Annotated in this window: 12 protein-coding genes; 6 read left to right on the top strand and 6 right to left on the bottom strand. The window is 71.9% G+C overall.

The annotated features are described in order from the left end of the window. Positions 1–24 precede the first annotated feature (24 nt). From AB0C36_RS13625 to AB0C36_RS13610, 4 genes are all read left to right on the top strand, one after another. On the top strand, positions 25–1,029 hold the full coding sequence (locus AB0C36_RS13625; protein ID WP_358353281.1) for a Gfo/Idh/MocA family protein: 1,005 nt from the start codon (positions 25–27) through the stop codon (positions 1,027–1,029). Positions 1,030–1,187: 158 nt separating this feature from the next. Next, positions 1,188–2,351, top strand: coding sequence for a UDP-N-acetyl glucosamine 2-epimerase (locus AB0C36_RS13620; protein ID WP_358353279.1), 1,164 nt, complete (start codon positions 1,188–1,190; stop codon positions 2,349–2,351). Positions 2,352–2,508: 157 nt separating this feature from the next. Beyond that, positions 2,509–3,816, top strand: coding sequence for a nucleotide sugar dehydrogenase (locus AB0C36_RS13615; protein WP_358353277.1), 1,308 nt, complete (start codon positions 2,509–2,511; stop codon positions 3,814–3,816). A gap of 28 nt (positions 3,817–3,844) precedes the next feature. Then, complete coding sequence (locus tag AB0C36_RS13610; RefSeq protein ID WP_358353275.1) at positions 3,845–5,188, top strand: PQQ-binding-like beta-propeller repeat protein; 1,344 nt, start codon at positions 3,845–3,847, stop codon at positions 5,186–5,188. Between the two features lie 173 nt (positions 5,189–5,361). On the opposite strand, the gene AB0C36_RS13605 is transcribed toward AB0C36_RS13610, so the two are convergent. From AB0C36_RS13605 to AB0C36_RS13585, 5 genes are all read right to left on the bottom strand, one after another. After that, positions 5,362–7,101: an LCP family protein gene (locus AB0C36_RS13605; protein ID WP_358353273.1), complete on the bottom strand. Its 1,740-nt coding sequence runs from the start codon at positions 7,099–7,101 to the stop codon at positions 5,362–5,364. A gap of 66 nt (positions 7,102–7,167) precedes the next feature. Next, positions 7,168–9,090 (bottom strand): LCP family protein, encoded by a 1,923-nt coding sequence (locus AB0C36_RS13600; protein WP_358353271.1) that lies wholly within the window; start codon positions 9,088–9,090, stop codon positions 7,168–7,170. 304 nt (positions 9,091–9,394) lie between these two features. Beyond that, positions 9,395–11,236: an LCP family protein gene (locus AB0C36_RS13595; protein WP_358353269.1), complete on the bottom strand. Its 1,842-nt coding sequence runs from the start codon at positions 11,234–11,236 to the stop codon at positions 9,395–9,397. 254 nt (positions 11,237–11,490) lie between these two features. Then, the gene (locus AB0C36_RS13590) at positions 11,491–13,083 is read right to left on the bottom strand and encodes an LCP family protein (protein WP_358353267.1); all 1,593 of its coding nucleotides are present in this window, start codon (positions 13,081–13,083) and stop codon (positions 11,491–11,493) included. Positions 13,084–13,166: 83 nt separating this feature from the next. Beyond that, on the bottom strand, positions 13,167–13,922 hold the full coding sequence (locus tag AB0C36_RS13585; RefSeq protein ID WP_358353265.1) for a TIGR03089 family protein: 756 nt from the start codon (positions 13,920–13,922) through the stop codon (positions 13,167–13,169). 178 nt (positions 13,923–14,100) lie between these two features. Here AB0C36_RS13585 and AB0C36_RS13580 point away from each other — a divergent pair, with 178 nt between their 5' ends. After that, a complete protein-coding gene (locus AB0C36_RS13580) occupies positions 14,101–15,300 on the top strand; it encodes a peptidoglycan recognition protein family protein (RefSeq protein WP_358353263.1) in 1,200 nt (399 codons plus the stop codon). 32 nt (positions 15,301–15,332) lie between these two features. On the opposite strand, the gene AB0C36_RS13575 is transcribed toward AB0C36_RS13580, so the two are convergent. Next, positions 15,333–16,472, bottom strand: coding sequence for a glycosyltransferase family 4 protein (locus AB0C36_RS13575; protein ID WP_358353261.1), 1,140 nt, complete (start codon positions 16,470–16,472; stop codon positions 15,333–15,335). A gap of 213 nt (positions 16,473–16,685) precedes the next feature. On the opposite strand from AB0C36_RS13575, the gene AB0C36_RS13570 reads away from it, so the two are divergent. Next, positions 16,686–17,603 (top strand): DNA-3-methyladenine glycosylase family protein, encoded by a 918-nt coding sequence (locus AB0C36_RS13570; protein WP_358353259.1) that lies wholly within the window; start codon positions 16,686–16,688, stop codon positions 17,601–17,603. Positions 17,604–17,688 lie beyond the last annotated feature (85 nt).

Genomic DNA, 17,688 nt, shown 5'->3' with positions numbered 1-17,688 from the left:
CGGTCAGAGCAGTGAGGAAACGGCATGAGTCCTGAGACGGCACCGCTCCGCGCCGGCCTGATCGGGCTCGGCATGATGGGCCGCCACCACGCCCGGGTCCTGCGCCGCCTGGCGGGCGTCGAACTCGTCGGTGTCGCGGACCCGATGGGCGACCCGCACAGCGCGGCGCAGGGCGTACCGCGCTTCGACACCGTCGAGCAGCTGATCGACCTGGGCATCGACTACTGCGTGGTCGCCGCCCCGACGGCGTTCCACGAGAAGCTCGGGCTGACCCTCGCGAACGCCGGCGTGCACGCGCTGGTCGAGAAGCCGCTCGCACAGGACGTCGCGTCGTCGCGCAAGGTCGCCGAGGCCTTCGAGGCCGCCGGCCTGGTCGGCGCGGTCGGCCACATCGAGCGCTACAACCCGGCACTGCAGCAGCTGCGGGCGCGCCTGGAGGACGGCCAGCTGGGCAGCGTCTACCAGGTGGTCACGCGCCGCCAGGGGCCGTTCCCGAACCGCATCTCGGACGTCGGCGTGGTCAAGGACCTCGCGACGCACGACATCGACCTGACCGCGTGGGTGACCGGGCAGGCGTACCGCTCGGTGTCCGCGCGCACGGCGTACAAGAGCGGTCGCGACTTCGAGGACCTGGTGGCCGTCGTCGGCCAGCTCGCCGACGGCACCGTCACCAACCACCTGGTGAACTGGCTGTCGCCGATGAAGGAGCGGGTCACGATAGTGACCGGCGAGCGCGGCTGCCTGATCGCGGACACGCTGAACGTCGACCTGACGTTCCACAACAATGCCGAGATGATGACGCAGTGGGAGGCGCTGTCGAACTTCCGCGGCGTGTCCGAGGGCGACATGATCCGGTACGCGATCTCCAAGCCCGAGCCGCTGCAGACCGAGCACGAGGCGTTCCGCGACGCGGTCCTCGGCAAGGACTCGGACATCGTCACGATGCGCCAGGGCCTGGTCAACGTCGTCGTCGCGCAGGCGATGCTCGACTCCGCGTCCGAGGGCGTCACGGTCTCCGTGGAGTCCTGACCCGGGAAGCACGACACATCGGCGGCCGCGGATCACCGTGGCCGCCGATGGTGTTTTCGGTGCACGCGCTGCGTGCGCCGCGTGCCGAACCGACTGCGGAGCGTACCAGCGCTCCGCCGTGGTCCGGGAGCACCGAACCGGCGTCGTACGCTGGCTCCGTGAAGGTCATCAGCGTCGTCGGCGCCCGCCCCCAATTCGTCAAGCTGGCCGCGGTGGCCGAGGCGTTCCGCGGCACCGGCCACGAGCATCGCATCGTGCACACCGGCCAGCACTACGACGCCGACCTCTCCGACGTCTTCTTCGCCGACCTGCGCATCCCCAAGCCGGACGTGCACCTCGGCATCGGCTCCGGCGGGCACGGCGCGCAGACCGGCGCGATGCTCGCGGCACTGGACGACGTGCTGCTCGGCGACACGCTATTCGGCGGGGAACGCCCGGACTGGGTGCTCGTGTACGGCGACACCAACTCGACTCTGGCCGCCGCGGTGTCCGCCGTGAAGCTGCACCTGCCGCTCGCGCACCTGGAGGCGGGCCTGCGCTCGCACAACCGCCGGATGCCCGAGGAGCACAACCGCGTGCTCACCGACCACGCCGCGGACCTGCTCCTGGCCCCCACGGACCTCGCGGTGCGCAACCTCGCGGGCGAGGGCCTCGCCGAGCGCACCGTGATGGTCGGCGACGTGATGACCGACATCCTGCTGCGGGTGCGCGACGCGGTGGACGGCAAGCCGCTCGAACTGCCGGGCGAGGACGAGCCGCACGCCGCGGCGCCGGCCGGGACCGTGGGTGGCGCGGGCGCACCGGACCTGTGGCAGGACCGCGGCCTCGCCGACGAACTCGGCGGCCGCGGCTACCTCGTGGCGACCGTGCACCGCGCCGAGAACACCGACGACCCGGATCGGCTGCGCGCCATCGTCGAAGGGCTCGCGGCCCTTCCGCTGCCCGTGCTGCTGCTGGCGCACCCGCGCCTGCGCGACAAGGCCGCCGCCGCCGGGATCCCGCTGCGGCAGGGCTCGCTGCGGGTCACGCGGCCGCTGCCGTACCCGCAGATGGTCCGCGCGGTGCTCGGCTCGCGCGGCGTGGTGACCGACTCCGGGGGGCTGCAGAAGGAGGTCTTCCTGCTGCGCCGCCCGTGCACGACGCTGCGTACCGAGACGGAGTGGCCGGAGACCCTCGACGGGGGCTGGAATCGGCTCTGCCCCGACCCCGCCGGTCTGGCCGACACCGTCCTGCGGGACACCCCGGTGCCGGTGACCGGGCACCCCTACGGCGACGGCCACGCCGCCGAGAAGGTCGTCGCCGCGCTGGCCGACCGCACCTGAGCCGACCCGCCCCACGTACGCGCCCCGCACCGACCGCGCGCCGGGGCATCATCCGCGCGCGGCCCCGACCAGCGGCTTCGACCCCGGGGAAATGCGGCCGGTACGCTGGCCGCACCGGATCACCGTCTGGACCACCTCGACCGAAGGTTTGCGCATCGTGAAGATCTGTGTCGTCGCGCTCGGGAAGATCGGCCTCCCGCTTGCCGTGCAGTTCGCTGCCAAGGGCCACGAGGTGGTCGGCGCCGACGTCAACGCCGCCACGGTCGAAATGGTCAACAAGGGAGTCGAGCCCTTCCCCGGCGAGGCGGAGCTCGACGTGCGGCTGCGCAAGGTCGTCGAGTCCGGTGCGCTGACCGCCACCACGGACACCACGGCCGCGGTCGCGGCGAGCGACTACGTCGTGGTCGTCGTGCCGGTCGTCGTGGACGCCGAGGCGCGCCCCGACTTCCGTGCCATGGACGCCGCCACGGCGGCGATCGCGGCGGGCCTCAAGCCGGGCACGCTGGTGTCGTACGAGACCACGCTGCCGGTGCACACCACCCGCGAGCGCTTCCTGCCGCAGCTCGAGGCTGCGTCCGGCCTGACCTGCGGCACCGACTTCTTCCTGTGCCACAGCCCGGAACGCGTGCTGACCGGCCGCATCTTCGCCGACCTGCGCCGCTACCCGAAGCTGGTCGGCGGTGTCGACGAGGTCAGCGCCAAGAAGTCCGTCGAGTTCTACGAGGCGGTGCTCGACTTCGACGAGCGCCCGGACCTCGCGCGCGGCAACGGCGTGTGGGACATGGGCAGTGCCGAGGCGGCGGAGCTCGCCAAGCTCGCGGAGACGACGTACCGCGACGTGAACATCGGGCTGGCGAACCAGTTCGCGCGCTTCGCGGACTCGGTGGGCATCGACATCTACGCGGTGATCGAGGCGTCCAACTCGCAGCCCTACAGCCACATCCACCGCCCCGGCGTCGCGGTCGGCGGCCACTGCATCCCGGTCTACCCGCGCTTCTACGCGTTCAACGACCCGGACGCCACGATCGTCAAGGCGGCCCGCACCACCAACGCCGGCATGCCGGGCTACGCGGTCGGCCTGCTGGACGGGATGCTGTCGGTCGGCGGCGGGACGGGACTGCGCGGGGCGCGCGTCGCCGTGCTGGGTGTCACGTACCGGGGTGCGGTCAAGGAGACCGCGTTCTCCGGGGTGTTCCCGGTCGTGGAGGCGCTGCGCGCGGCGGGGGCCGAGGCACTGGTGTCCGACCCGATGTACGCGGACGACGAGATCACCGCGCTGGGTCTGGCGCCCTACCACGCGGGGGACGCGGTCGACGCGGTCATCGTGCAGACCGACCACGCGGAGTACCGCACGTTGTCCGCCGAGCAGTTCCCCGGCGTACGCGCACTCGTGGACGGCCGCCGGGTCACCGACCCGGACCTGTGGGCGGGAGTCGCCCGCCGCACCATCGGCGGCGGTCGCTGATCCACCCACGAGAGTTCGGGGTAGCCACGTGAAGGTGAACGCGGGCAAGGTGGCCGCGGGCGGCATCGCCGCCGCGATGCTGGCGGTCCTCGGCGTCGTGGCCGTCCAGGCCGAGGAAGTCTCGTCCTGCTGGCAGGACTTCGACACGCTGACCGACAACGAGGTCTTCCCGGACGCCTTCACGGTGCGGCTCGTCGACACGTACGACGACGAGGCCCTGCGCGCCGCCAACGCCGACCCCGGCTTCGACGCCGCCGCGGCGTTCAAGGGCGACGCGGCCTTCGGCGGCCCGGTGTGGACCATCGCCGCGCCCGGGCCGAACCCGACGTTCACCGACCAACTTGGCCTGCTGGCCGCGCGCGGCGGCGCCGACCCCGGCGACCTGGCGATGTACGAGGGACGCAACGGCAAGCGCCACTGGATGCGTTCGGCCGTCGAGCCGGCGGACTTCTTCATGAAGAACCTGCGGGCGCTCACCTTCGTCCCGCAGTCGGACGGCTCCACGCGCGTGATGGGCGCCGACGCCCGCTCCGGCTACCTCCAGTGGTGCGCCGAGGTGCCGCTCGCCCCGACCGGCGACCGCCCGGACCAGGACACCGGGTGGGCCACCGGCACCACCGGAAACGGCCGTACGGTCATGATGGTCGGCCAGGCGAAGGGCGCCAAGGCCGGCACCTCCGCCATCGCGACGCAGGACGTCGTGACCGGCAAGGTGACCCGCCGGTGGACCGTCGAGGGCACCTGGACCGACGTCGCCTCCGACGGCAAGCTCGTGTACGTGGCCGCGCCGGGTGCGGTCGCCGCCTTCAAGCCGGGTGCGGCGACGCCGGTCTGGCGGGCCGAGGTCCCGGCCGGCGGCGAGGCGGCCTTCCGGTCGGTCGCCGACGGCCAGGTCCTCGTCGCCACACGCCCCGCGGGAGGCGGGCCGGGAGCGGTCACGGCGTTCGACGCGACCGGCCGCCGGGTGTGGTCGGTCGGCGGCTCCGATCCGCAGGACGCGATCGTGTCGGGCGGTGTCCTGGCGCTGCACGAGACGCGCGGCGCCGCGGCCGGGGTGGCGGCGTACCGCATCGCCGACGGAACGCCCTTGTGGTTCAGCGCTGTTCCCGACCTGAAGACGCTGGCCGACGGCGGCACCGACGGCACCCTGCTGTACCTGCCGGGCGTCGGCGGCCCCCGCGTCCTCCGCCTTGCGGACGGCACCACGCAACCGACCACCCTGACCGCCCCGGTGGACCGCATCCTGGTGAGCGGGCAGCGCATCGTCGTCCAGCGCACGGTGTCACCGGAGTTGGGGTGGACGATCGCGTACCTGACCCCGAAGGCCCAGGCCGATTCCGGCACCCCGGCCGAGGACCCGCGTCAGCGCTGAGCAGTCCGCTGCGAGCACCGCCGAGGCGTCGAGGCGGGCTGAGACACCGAGTTCGGTTGAGACACCGAGGCCGCTTGAGAACACAGGTCGGCTGAAACGCCGAAGTCCGCAACCGCGCCCGTTTCCGGGGCGGTTGCGGACCTCGGTGCTGCCGCCGGTGCTTCCGCCGCCGGTCAGCCGCCCTTCGAGTACTTCGTCTTGATGCACGACGTGTTGTCGGCGGTGTTCAGCTTCATGTCCTCGCTGGACGGCGGCGTCACCGTGGCGGGCGGCTTCGAGGACGCGGGGGCCTTGGACGACGAGGCCGGGGCCTTCCCGGTCGGGTCCTTGTCGTTCAGCCCGGGGAAGTCGAGGCCGATGACGATCTCGAACTGCTTGGCCGTCGCGCTCTCGATGATCGCCGTCTCCGGTAGGCCCACCGCGGCGGCGAGCTGCCTGGCGGCGTCGGCCTTGCCCTTGGGGTGGACGAGCGAACTGGCGCCCTGCTCGGTCCCCTTCGTCCGGTCGACCGTCGCGGCGTACTTCTTGGCGACAAGCTGGTCCACGACGGCCTGCGCCTTCGGCACGACAGTGGTGTTGCGCACCGAGACCTTGATTGTGGCCGGGTCGATCTGCGGCGGGGCCGGGGCCTGCGAGCTCGGCGCCACCGAACCGGCGGGCGCGGGATCGCCCTTGGTGACCGCGACGTCGTTGCGTACCGACGCCCAAAGATTGTCGGCCGCGGGCTGCCGCGCCTGGACGTGCACCTTCGGGTCCTCGTGCGGCACGTCCATGACCGGGAGCGTGGTGAACGCCATGCGCTTCTCGGGGACCTTCTTGATCTCGTTCCCCAGCGCCACCAACTTCTCGATGCGGTTCAGCCCGTCGTCGACCGTGATGTTGCCGGTTGCGGCCTGGGCTATCTTGAAGATCGCGGCCGGGTCCTTCCACGTGGCACTGGTCTTGATCTCGCGTGCCAGCGCCATCAGGAAGGACTTCTGCGCCTCGATGCGGGCCAGGTCGCTTTCCCCGTAGAAGCCGTGCCGGGCGCGCAGGAACCTCAGCGCGTCCTCGCCCTTCAGCCGGTGCTCGCCGGCGGGAAGGTCGAGGCCGGTGCCCTGGCCGGTCTTCTTCGGGTCGTACAGCCGGTCACACAAGTTGATCGGCACGCCGCCTACGGCGCTCGTCATCGCCTTGACGCCCTTGAACTCGATCATCATCCAGTGGTCGATCTTCACCTTGAGCATGCTCTCGACCGTCGCCACCGTGCACGGCGGTCCGCCCGGATTCAGCAGGGTGGCGTTGAAGGCGAAGTTCTGCTTGGCGGGCTGTATTTCACCGTTGTCCAGCTTGCAGGACGGACGGGTCACCAGGGTGTCGCGCGGGATGCTCACCACTGTCGCGTTGGAGCGGTCGGCGGACAGGTGCAGCAGCAGCGTGGTGTCCGCGGTGCCTTCCTTGCCGTTCGCGCCGTAGCCGGTGTTGCCCTCCCCCAGGCGCGAATCGGAGCCGATGAGAAGGATGTTCATCGGCGTGCGGCCGAACTCGTCCTCGGCCGCCTCTGGGACCTTGTCCACCGAACCGCTGAGGTCGTCGGTCTTGATCCGGCTGTTGAGGTATTCGTAGTAGCCGTACGCCCCGCCCACGAGCACCACCAGCAGCACGGCGACGCTGATCGCGGTCACCTTGAGCCGGCGCTTGACCTTGCTCTTGGGCGGCGGCCGCCGTGTGGAGCGCCGGGACGGCGGCGTGGCGTCCGGTGCCTCGGTCGGCTCGACCGTGACCACCTTCGCGGCCTCGATCTCCTCCGGAGTCTTCATCCGGTAGGCGCCGGTCTCCTCGTCCATGATCCACAGGTCGGCGACGTCCGCGTCGTCCATCGCGCCGAGTTCGCTGCCGCGTCCGTCCCGCGCGCGTCCGTGCCCCGAAGCCATGCCGTGCGTCCTCTCCCCGGCGCCGTGCCTGAACGACCGCCTGGTGCTGTCTTGCCGTTTCTGGCGCTACCTCTTTTTGCCTGTGGAGATACAGGCCGTGTTGTCGGCGGTGTTCAGCTTGATGTCCGCGGAAGGCGGCACGATCACCGGGGCAGGCGGCGGCGTCGGCTTGCCCGCGGACGCGGCCGGGATCTTCGCGGTGGGCGAGGTGAGGTCGGGGAAGTCCGAGCCGATGATCAGCTCGAAGGTGCTTCCCGCGGTGGTGTTCTCCTCGACGGCGGTCTCGGGAAGGCCCACGGCGCGGGCGAGTTGCCTCGCCGCGTCGATCTTGCCCGCCGGGTACTTCACGACGCTGTTGTCCCGCGGGCGGCTGTCGTCGGTCGGCACCGAGGACGCCTGGTACTTCAGCGCCTTCAGCTGGTCGGCGACGGCCTTGCCCTTCGAGGCCTTCGTCGTGTTGTGGACCGTGACCCGGATGGTCGCGGGGTCCACGGTCGCCACGGGTACGGGCGGCGGCGCCGCGACGGAGGCCGTCGGGGCGGGGGCGGGGGCGCCGGCCGTGACGGAGGTGTCCGTCTCCAACGCCCGCCACAGCCGGTCGGCATCCGGCTGGCGCGGCTGGACCCAGGCATCCGGGTTGCCCGGGTAGGGCTCGACGGGGAGCGTGGTGAAGGCCATGCGCTTCTCGGGGACCTTCTTGATCTCGTTGCCGAGCCCCGCGAGCTTGTCGATGGTGCCCAGGCCCCGGTCGACCTGGAGGTTGTCGACCGCGGCGTTGGCGATGTCGAACACCGCCTTGGGGTTGCTCCACTTCGCGTTGCTCTTGATCTCGCGCGCGAGGGCCATCAGGAAGCTCTTCTGCGCCTCGATGCGGGCCAGGTCGCTGCCGTCGCCGAACGCGTGCCGGGCGCGCAGGAATTGCAGGGCCTCCTGGCCCTCCAGGCGCCGCTCGCCGGCGGGCAGGACCAGGCCGGTGCCGCCCTGCTTGTTGGGCAGGACCGGGTCGTTGATCGCCTCGCAGAGGTTGATCGGCACGCCGCCGACGGCCTTGGTCATCTCCTTGACGCCGTTGAAGTCGATCATCAGGTAGTGGTCGACCTGGACGCGGAGCATGCGCTCGACGGTCGCCACCGTGCACGGCGCACCGGGCTCGCCCACGAGAGTGCTGTTGAACTGCACCTTGCCGTTGGACGCCGGCTGGACCTTGTTGCCGCCGTCGTACTTGCACGCGGGCCGGTCGACCATGGTGTCGCGCGGGATGCTGACCATCGTGGCGTTCGAGCGGTCCGCCGACAGGTGCATGAGGATCGTGGTGTCGGCCAGGCCCGGGTGCCCCGCTTCGCCGCCGATCTGGTTGCCCTTGCCGAGCCGGGTGTCCGAGCCGATGAGGAGGACGTTGAGCGGTCTGCGGCCGAACGGGTCCGCGGCCGACTTCGGGATGTCCTCGACCGAAGCGGTCCGGTCGGTCTTCTTGATGCGGCTGTTGAGGTACTGGTAGTACCCGTAGGCCCCGGCCGCCAGCCCGACGAGCACGGCGGCCAGGCCTATCGCGGTCCACTTGAGGCGCTTCTTGGCCTTGCTCTTGGGACGGCGCGGCGGAGACGCGGGCTGGGTCTGCGGCTCGGGGTCGGCGTCGGGAGCGGTACGCGGCGGTACGACCGTACGCGAGCCGGGTCCGCCCGCGGCGTTGGCGGCATTCACGCCATTCACGCCATTCGCAGCATTCGCGGCATTGGCGGCGGAGTCGCGGTACAGGCCGTCGAACGGGTCGTCTTCGGCGGAGGGTCGCCCCGGTTGCCCCGGCGCACCGGCGCCCGCCGCGGGGGTGGCCGCCGCCGCGTCGCCTGCCATCGGGGCGTCGGGAGTGCGGAGCCGGTAGTGGCCGGTGTCCGGGTCCATCACCCACAGGTCGGCCACATCGGCGTCGTTCAGCGCGTCGAGGTTGTGGTCCCCGCGCCCGCCCGGCCTGGGCCCGTTGCCTGTGCTCACGACCCGCTTCCCCTCCCGATTGCCCGAGCGGCAGCGCTCGACGGCTGTGTGTCCGACGACTGGTTCGCGACCGCTGGACCCGGGCAGCCCCCCGGCCACGGTCTGATGGTCGCACCGTGTTCTCGGCTGCTTGTCGGCCTGCGTACGAAACAGTCACCCTAGCGGGCGAGTTCGCGCCGCTGTGCGCCTGTCCTCAAACCTGCCATATCAAGATTGGGGCGAAATGTTGCGAGATCGCCCAATGTTGCGCGTTACTGACCGGCCGATGTCAACTTTCCTTTCGAATTCTGTACGTCGGCAGATCTCATGTGCAGGTGTCCTCATCCACGGTCCGGCCGGTCACCGTGACTATCGGTCCGGCCGGAACCGGCTGCGTCGCGGACGGTGACGGCGGAGCCGTGGCCGCCCCGCTGCCCGGCGGGCCGGTGGTCGGCCCCGGGTCACCGGCGGTGGCGGTGGCGGTCGGGACCGTGCCGGTCGGGACGGCGCCCGTTGGGACGGCGCCGGTCGGGATGGTGAAGGTGTCGGTCGGGTTCGGGTCTGCCGGGGTACCGCCGTCCGGCGCTCCGGTTCGCACCGGCGTACCCGAGGGCTGAGACGTCGTGCGCCGCCCCGGCGGTTGCGTCGTTCCGGACGACGGTTCGACCGGCTCGGCCGCGGGCTCGTCGGCCGGTGCGGGCGCGTCGATGCGGACGCTGCCGCCGGGCTCGAGCAGCGTGCCCGGGTCGGCCTTTCCGACGGCGACCCGGTCGTACCGGATCGCGGTGAACAGCGCGTCGGCGTCGGGCTGCACGAGCTCGTCGCGGTTCGTGTCGTAGCGGTACTGCTGCCGCGGCACGGTCAGGAAGGCCGACTTGTCCGACGGGATGTTCGAGACGCTCTTGGAGAGCTTGGTCAGCTCGTCCAGCGAGTCGAGGCCGGGGTCGGCGGTGATGGAGCTGGTGCCGGCGTCCAGCAGGTCGTACAGCTTCTTGGGGTTGAACAGGACGCCGTTGGACTTCACCTTGTTCATCAGCGACGCGAGGAAGCGCTGCTGCCGCACCATGCGCTGGGTGTCGCTGCCGTCGCCCAACTCCTTGCGGGCGCGGACGAACGCGAGCGACTGCTCGCCGTTGAGCTTCTGCAGCCCGGCGCCGAGGTCGAGCTTCGCGTCGTAGTCACGCAGCGGTTCGGACAGGCACACCTCGACGCCGTCGACCGCGTCGACCATGCGCTTGAAGCCGGTGAAGTCGATGACGATGTGGTGGTTTATCTGCACCCGCGTCATCTGCTCCACGGTCTTGATCGTGCAGGCCGAGCCGCCGATCTCGAACGCGTGGTTGAACTGGTCCTTGTACGCCGCCGACACCGAGCCGTCGTCGCGCACGCAGGACGGGATCTGCACCATCAGGTCGCGCGGGATGCTCACCGCGACCGAGCTCTTCCGGTCGGCGGAGAGGTGCAGAAGGATTGTCGTGTCGGAGCGCCTGGTGGTGTCGTAGATGTTGCCGTACTTGACGTTTGCGCCGGAGCGGTCGTCGGAGCCCATCAGGAGGATGTTGACGGCGCCGTACGCCTCCGGCATCACCTTGGGCCGGTAGGGGCCGATCTTCTCGGTGACTTCCTCGGAGGTGATCTGGTTGTCGAGGCGCCGGACCAAGACGTACGCGGACGTCACCGCGCCGGCCGCCAGGACCGCCATCGTCAGCGCCATGCTCACCAGCACGCGGCGCACCCGGCGCCGACGGCGCTTGGGTGCGGGGGTGACGGGCGGGGCGGGCGGCAGCAGTTCGCCGAGAAGCGCGGGCTCGCCGGCGGCCGCCGGGACGACTTCGGTGGGGCCGTCGGAGCCGGCGGCGTCACCGGCTACGGCGTCAGTCGCCACGGGGTCACTCTCTACGGCGTCACTGTCTCCTGAGGCGCTGTTGCCCGCGTCGCCGTGCGGGGAACTGCTGTCCGCGGAGCCGCTGTCCGCGGAGCCGCCGTCCTTCGAGTCACCGTCCCCGGCGTCACCCGGCCCGGCGTCACCCTGCGCGGTGTCGTCCTTCTCGGCGTCGTCCTCGGCGGCGTCGTCCGCCCCGGGCCGGACCGGCGGAGCGGTCGGCCCGTCCGGCCCCGGATCGGGGACCGGACCCGACGCGCTCTGGTCCTTTTTGCCTTTGCCCACGAGGTTTCCGCTCTCTGCCACGCGATATGGATCGGCCCCCGCGTCCGGTTGTACGCAGCGGCGAACTCCCGGTGGCCGGTGTCCAGATAGACGTACCGGCTGACAGGTGAGTTGCATCTCGCACGACTCATGTGAGCCAAGTCACATCACGATGCTGTGACGCGGAGTGCTGAAACCGTACGCCGAGACGTCGGCACGATACGTTGCCTCGTTCGGCAGCGGCGCCGAGGGGGTTGCGGTGCCCCGGTCCGCGGTCAGGTCGCCTTGCAGATGTCCTGGTCGCCGTCCCGCGTCGCGACCTTCAGGGGCGGCGGCGCGGAAGACGCCGGGGCGGCCGCCGGCGTGCCGCCCGATGGCACCACCGCCTTGAACGACGAGCCGATCGTCAGCACGACCGCGTCCGTCGCGGAGTCGCGCGGCTCGAGGACGGCCCCGGGGACCGCGCCCGCGAGCGTGCGGGCGTGGTCGGCGAGTTCGGGGGCGTGTTCGATCGTGGTCTCGGCCGTCGACTTCGTCGCGTTGCCGGTGGAGTCGACGACGAAGCCGCGCTTGGCGAGCGCGTCGCTCACCTCGCGCGCGGCGCCCGGGCGGCCGCTGCCGTTCAACACCTTCACGTGCACCTGCGAGGCCGGGACCGCGGGCGGCGGCGCGGCAGCCGGCGGCGGGGGAGCCGCCCCGGGCTTGCCCGGCGCCGCGGCGGGGGCCGGCGGCGCGCCGGAACCGCCGCCGGGCTTGCGGCCGTTGAGGGGCTCGTCGGTGTTGACGGCCTGGAAGAGGCGGCGGGCGTCCGGCTGGATGAGTTCGAGGCGGTTCTTGTCGGTCGGGGAGTCGTAGACCGGGACCGTCACGAACGTCATGTCCGAGGTCTTGATGCCCTGCACGCTCCGCGCGAGGTCGACGAGCGCCTTGACCGAGTCGAGTCCCTCGTCCGCCCGGATCGACTTGGTCAGCGCGTCGGCGAGGTTGAACACCCGGGCCGGGTTGAGCAGCACCTTGCTGCTGGTGATCTGCTTCGCGAGTGATGCGATGAACGCCTGCTGGCGCTTGATGCGGCCGAGGTCGCTGCCGTTGCCGCCGATCGCCTCGTCGTGCCGAAGGCGTACGAAGTCCAGCGCCTCCTTGCCACCGACCGTGCGCTTTCCGGCGGCCAGCGAGATCTTGCCGGTCTTGTCCTGCACCTCCTGCGGGAGGCAGATCTCCACGCCGCCGACCGCGTCGACCATGCCCTTGAAGCCGGAGAAGTCGACGATGATGTGGTGGTCGATGCGCAGGCCGGTCATGCGTTCGAGCGTGTTGCGCGTGCACGCCGCACCGCCCAACTCGTAGGCCGAGTTGAACATCTGGCGGTCGCGTTCCTCGGACTTGGTGCCGTCGCGCAGCACGCACGGAGGCACCGTCACGAGGATGTCGCGGGGGATGCTCATGACGACCGCGCGCTTGCGGTCCGAGGACAGGTGCAGCAGCAGCGTGGTGTCCGAGCGCTCGCCCTCGTCCCTGCCGCCGCCGAGCGACTTGTTGGCCCCCGCACGCGAGTCGGAGCCGATGATCACCAGGTTCATCGGCTTGCCCTTGCCGTTGCCGCCCACTTCGGGGCGGTCGGCGCTCAGCTTGCCCTCGACCGAGTCGGTCTTGATGTTGCCGTTGAGCGTGCGGTAGGCGACGTACGCCCCCGCGACGCCGGTCAGCAGCAGGAGCGAGCCGACGACCACCAGCGGGATGACGATCTTGCGTCGGCGGTTGCGCTTGCGGCGGGCTCGGCGCTGGGCCGCGCGCCCTCCCGCGTCGGAACCGCCTTTCGTGCCGCCGTCCTCGGTTGCGTTGCCGGACGGAGTGCGCTTGTCGGCCATGCCCCGTCGTCACCTCCCCGCACGCGGTTGCCCCGGGGCAGGCGATCGCGTCGGTGTGACCGCGGCGCGTGGCCGGCCGGGGTTCAGCCTTCGGAGTCAGTGATCGTACGGGTGACTCGCTCGGTCGAAATCCGTCGTTCCAGGGCGGATTCGTCCAATCGTTCGATGTTCCGGCACAAAACCACAGGTACGGACGCCGCGAGAGGTGCAAGCAGGCCCGCACGCAGTCCACTCTCACGAGTGAACGGAAGCGTCGACAGGAGGCGGTCGCCGGACCCCAGGCCCCAGTCCTTCGCCGCCTCCGCACCGATCGCGGCGAGCTCGGCGGCAGAGTGCACGCGGCCCCCCAGATCGAGGGCGGGAGCGTCCGCGGCCGGCGGGACGTACGGGACGAACCGGTCGCCGTGCCCGGCCACTTCCGCCGCGTAGTCGAGGAATCCCTCGGGCGCCTCCGCGAACCGCGCCCCCATCGGACGCAGCGCGAGCGCGACCCGCTCCCCGGCGCACTCCCGGGCCTCGTCGAGGGTGTCCGGCCCCGAGACGACCAGGTCCGCGTCGGCGGGCGCCCCGCCGGGCACCACGACCAGCCCGACCGACCAGCACGCCGCCAGCCACACCTGCGTCTGCCAGTGCGTCGGCAGCAGCAGCGCGACGCGTTGCCCCGGCTCGGCCGCGAGGTCGTCCTGCAGCAGGTTCGCGGTCTTGGCCACCCAGTTGTCGAACGTGGCCACGGACAGTTCGACGCGCTCGCCGGTCGCGTCGTCGTAGAACGTCGTGAACGGGCGGGTGGCGTCCGTGGCGAGGGCGGCGCGCAGAAGGCTGACGGGTGTCTCGGGCATGGGGGCCACTGTAAAGGGCGGTCGCCGGCGGACCGTTCGCCGCGGTCGCGCCCGGGGCTGCGCCATCCGGGTGGGCTTCGGCGGAAGAGCCCTACACAGGGGCGACGGAGGAACCAGAAGACAGTTGTGAACCACGTATGAGGCAAGTGCCGCCCGCAAGTTCCCGAAGAGGTCGTCCGTGACACCCCTGTACGCCCGCAAATCCGTGAGTCCGCCCCTGAAGGTTGCCGCGCTGCTGACGGCCGCCGTCCTGGCGCCGGTTCTGTCCGTGCCCGCCCACGCGGTCGGCGAGGACGGCGTACCGGAGGCCGTGAAGGCGCCGGTGGCGGTGTCCGGGGCGACGTACACCGTCTCGCTGCCCGGAGTTCCGGGGGCCGCGGTACGGACCCCCGGGCCGGGGCGGCCCGCCGTGCTGACGTCCGCCCGGCCGACGCGCGCCTTCTCGCTGGTCGGCGTCTCCTGGGACGACCCGGCGGCGCGGCCCGACATGACGGTGACCGTACGGACCAGGACCGCGGCCGGGACGTGGACTCCGTGGCAGGCCCTGCACACCGGTGACGCGATGGGCCAGCACGGCGACGCCCCCGAGCCGACCGCGGCGCGCGGCGCCACCGAGCCGCTGTGGGTGGGGCGTTCGGACGCCGTGCAGGCCCGCGTGGAGGTCCGGTCCGGCGGCCTCCCGGGCGGCCTGCGGCTGGAACTGGTCGACCCGGGCACGTCGCCCGCCGACGCCCGCATCGCGGCCCGGGCCACCGGCTCCGCCGCGGCCGGGCGGGGCGCCGGGCGCCCGGCGATCGTCGGCCGCGCCGAGTGGGGCGCCGACGAGCAGTTGCGCGACCTCGACCTCAAGTACACGGACACCGTGAAGGTGATGTTCGTGCACCACACCGCGGACAGCAACGCGCTCACGTGTGCCGAGTCGCCGTCCGTGCTGCGCTCGATCTACCGCTACCACGTGAAGACGAACGGCTGGGCCGACCTCGGCTACAACTTCCTCGTCGACCGCTGCGGGACCGTGTTCGAGGGCCGCGCGGGCGGCGTCGACAAGCCGGTCCTGGGCGCGCACACGCTCGGCTTCAACACCAATACTTCGTCGGTCGCGGCCATGGGCACCTACACCGACACCGCCCCTCCGGCGGAGATGCTCGACTCCCTGTCGCGCGTCATCGCGTGGAAGCTGGGCCTGCACGGCGCCGACCCGCTCGGCAAGGCGCAGCTGACGTCGGGCGACAGCGGGAGCCGGTTCCCGGCCGGGACCAACGTACGGTTCAACGTGATCTCCGGGCACCGCGACGCGTTCAACACCGAGTGCCCGGGAGAGAAGTTGTACGAGGCCCTCCCGCAGCTGCGCCGCGACACCGAACGCCGCACGCACTGACGCCGGACCCGCGGGGCCTGGTTCCATGCGGTCTAGGACCCCTTGCCCACCATCAACTCCAGCCGCTCCACCAGCGGTTCCACGACCGACTGGGGCGTGAAGCGCTCGCGCGCGAGTTCGACCGCCGCGCCGCGCAGGCGGGCCACCTCGGCCGGATGGCCTGCCAGCCGGCGCAAGGTGTCCGCCAGCGCGTCCGGGTTGCCCGCCGGCACGAAGCGGGCCGCGCCGCCGAGGAGCCGGTGCTGCGGCGCGGTGTCCGACGTGACGATCGCACACCCGGCCGCCGCCCCCTGGAACACCTTGTTGGGGACGACGCGCAGCGCCTTGGCGCCCGTCCCGAACACTCCCAGGCACACATCGTGGCGCGCCACGAGCCGGGGGAGTTCGGAGCCGGGCACCCAGGCGTGCCAGCGCACCCGCGGGTCCTGCCCCACCAGGTCACGGGTGCGCTGGAGTTGGAGGCCGCGGCCGACCATGGTGACCGCGAGGGGGTAGCCGTCGAGCTGGCGCAGCGCGGCACCGATGACGGGTGCGCCCTGCACGGGGGAGTAGAGGCCGTACGCGACGATCCGCAACGGGTGCTCGGTGCTTGCCGGTTCGGGGGCCGGCTCCAGGTCCGCGCCGACGTCCCGGCCCGCGTCGAACCAGTGCGGCGCGGCACCGATCGGCACCACGACGGCCCGCTGCCGGTCCGCCGGGGCCAGCATGCGACGGTGCTCCTCGGTGTCGACGAGCACCAGGTCCGCGGCCCGGATCGCGGACGCCTCGACCCGCATCGCCAACCGCAGGCCCGCCCGCGGCGCGCGTCCGGTGCGGTCCGCGACGTCGTCGACGCTCTCCAAGTGGTCGAGCACCAGCGGCACATGCGGGAACAGGCGCCGCGCGACCTGGATGTCGACCCGACCCCGGTATCCGCACAGCACCGCGTCCGGCTTGGGCAACCTCCGTGCCCTGGCCGCCAGTTGGCCGAGTCTGGCGGCGTGCCGCACCCGTGCCTTCGTACGGCTGCCGCCTTGCCGGTTGCGCGGCGGTCTCGCGGAACTCAGGTCCTCCTGGTCGAGCGCCGCGTTGCACACGACGACGTCGACCCCCTGGCGCTGCAACCCCTCGACGAGGATCCCGACCCGGGGGTGCACGGTCGTGTCGTACGTGCCGAACACCATGACCCGCATATGCCGATTGTGCGCAGCGTGACGGCCCGAAAACCAGATGTAGGGGCGCTTCTCGTTCGGCGGGGTGGTATCGGGAGGTTCCGGCCGGACGTCTGGCGCGCCGGTGTTACCGTGACGCCCTGATCAGCCGGGGACGGTCCCGGTCGGGCCGGACGCCGCGTCCGCCGGCCACCGCCGTCCGCCGGACATACCGACTCGGGAGGCTGCGCGCGGATGGAACGCACGCGCACTTGGCGGCCCCCGTACGACCTCGACCTGCGTCTGACACTGGGTCAGTTGCAGCGCGGGCACAGCGACCCCACGTACCGGGTGGCCCCCGACGGCGCGGTGTGGCGCAGCGCGCGTACGCCGGCCGGACCGTGCTCCCTGCGCATCACCGCGTCACGCACCACCGGCGAGGTCACCGGCCAGGCCTGGGGCCCCGGCGCCGAGTGGCAGCTCGACCGCTTCCCGGACCTCCTGGGCGCCGACGACAACCCCGCCGCCTTCCCGTCCCACCACCACCCGCTCCTCCACGACGCGTTCCGCCTGCGCCGCGGGATGCGCATGCCGCGCACCGGACTGGTCCTCGCCGCGCTCATCCCCTCCATCCTGGAGCAGAAGGTCACCACCATCGAGGCGCGCAAGGCGTTCCGCCTGCTGGTCCACTGGTACGGCGAACCGGCCCCCGGCCCGGCGCCCGCCGAGCTGCGCGTCATCCCCGACGCCGCCACGTGGGCCCGCATCCCCACCTGGGACTGGCACCGCGCGGGCGTCGACCACAAGCGCTCCCGCACGATCATGGCCGCCGTCCGCGTCGCCCCCGCACTCGAACGCACCGCGCCGCTGCCCAACCCGGAGGCCTCCCGCCTCCTCAAGCTCGTCCCCGGCATCGGCGTCTGGACCACCGCCGAGACCATGCAGCGCTCGCACGGCGACGCCGACGCCGTCTCGGTGGGCGACCTCCACCTCTGCAAGCAGGTCACCTACGCCCTCACCGGCACCCCCGGCGACGACGCCCGCATGCTCGAACTCCTGGCCCCCTACCAAGGCCACCGCCACCGCGCCGCCCTGCTCATCCGCATGTCCCCCGGCGCCAAGGTCCCCCGAAAAGCCCCCCGCTTCGCCCCCCGCAACTACACCCGAATCTGACCCGCGACCCACTCCGCCAACTGCCGCCGAAGCCGTGCCCGACCATCGGCGCGGCGATTCGGGGGACGGTCAATCTTCACGTGGT

This window comes from Streptodolium elevatio, from assembly GCF_040649515.1.
Taxonomy (GTDB): Bacteria; Actinomycetota; Actinomycetes; order Streptomycetales; family Streptomycetaceae; genus Yinghuangia; species Yinghuangia elevatio.
The sequence above is the reverse complement of the archived record's forward strand: the minus strand, read 5'-3'. Positions and strand labels throughout refer to the sequence as shown.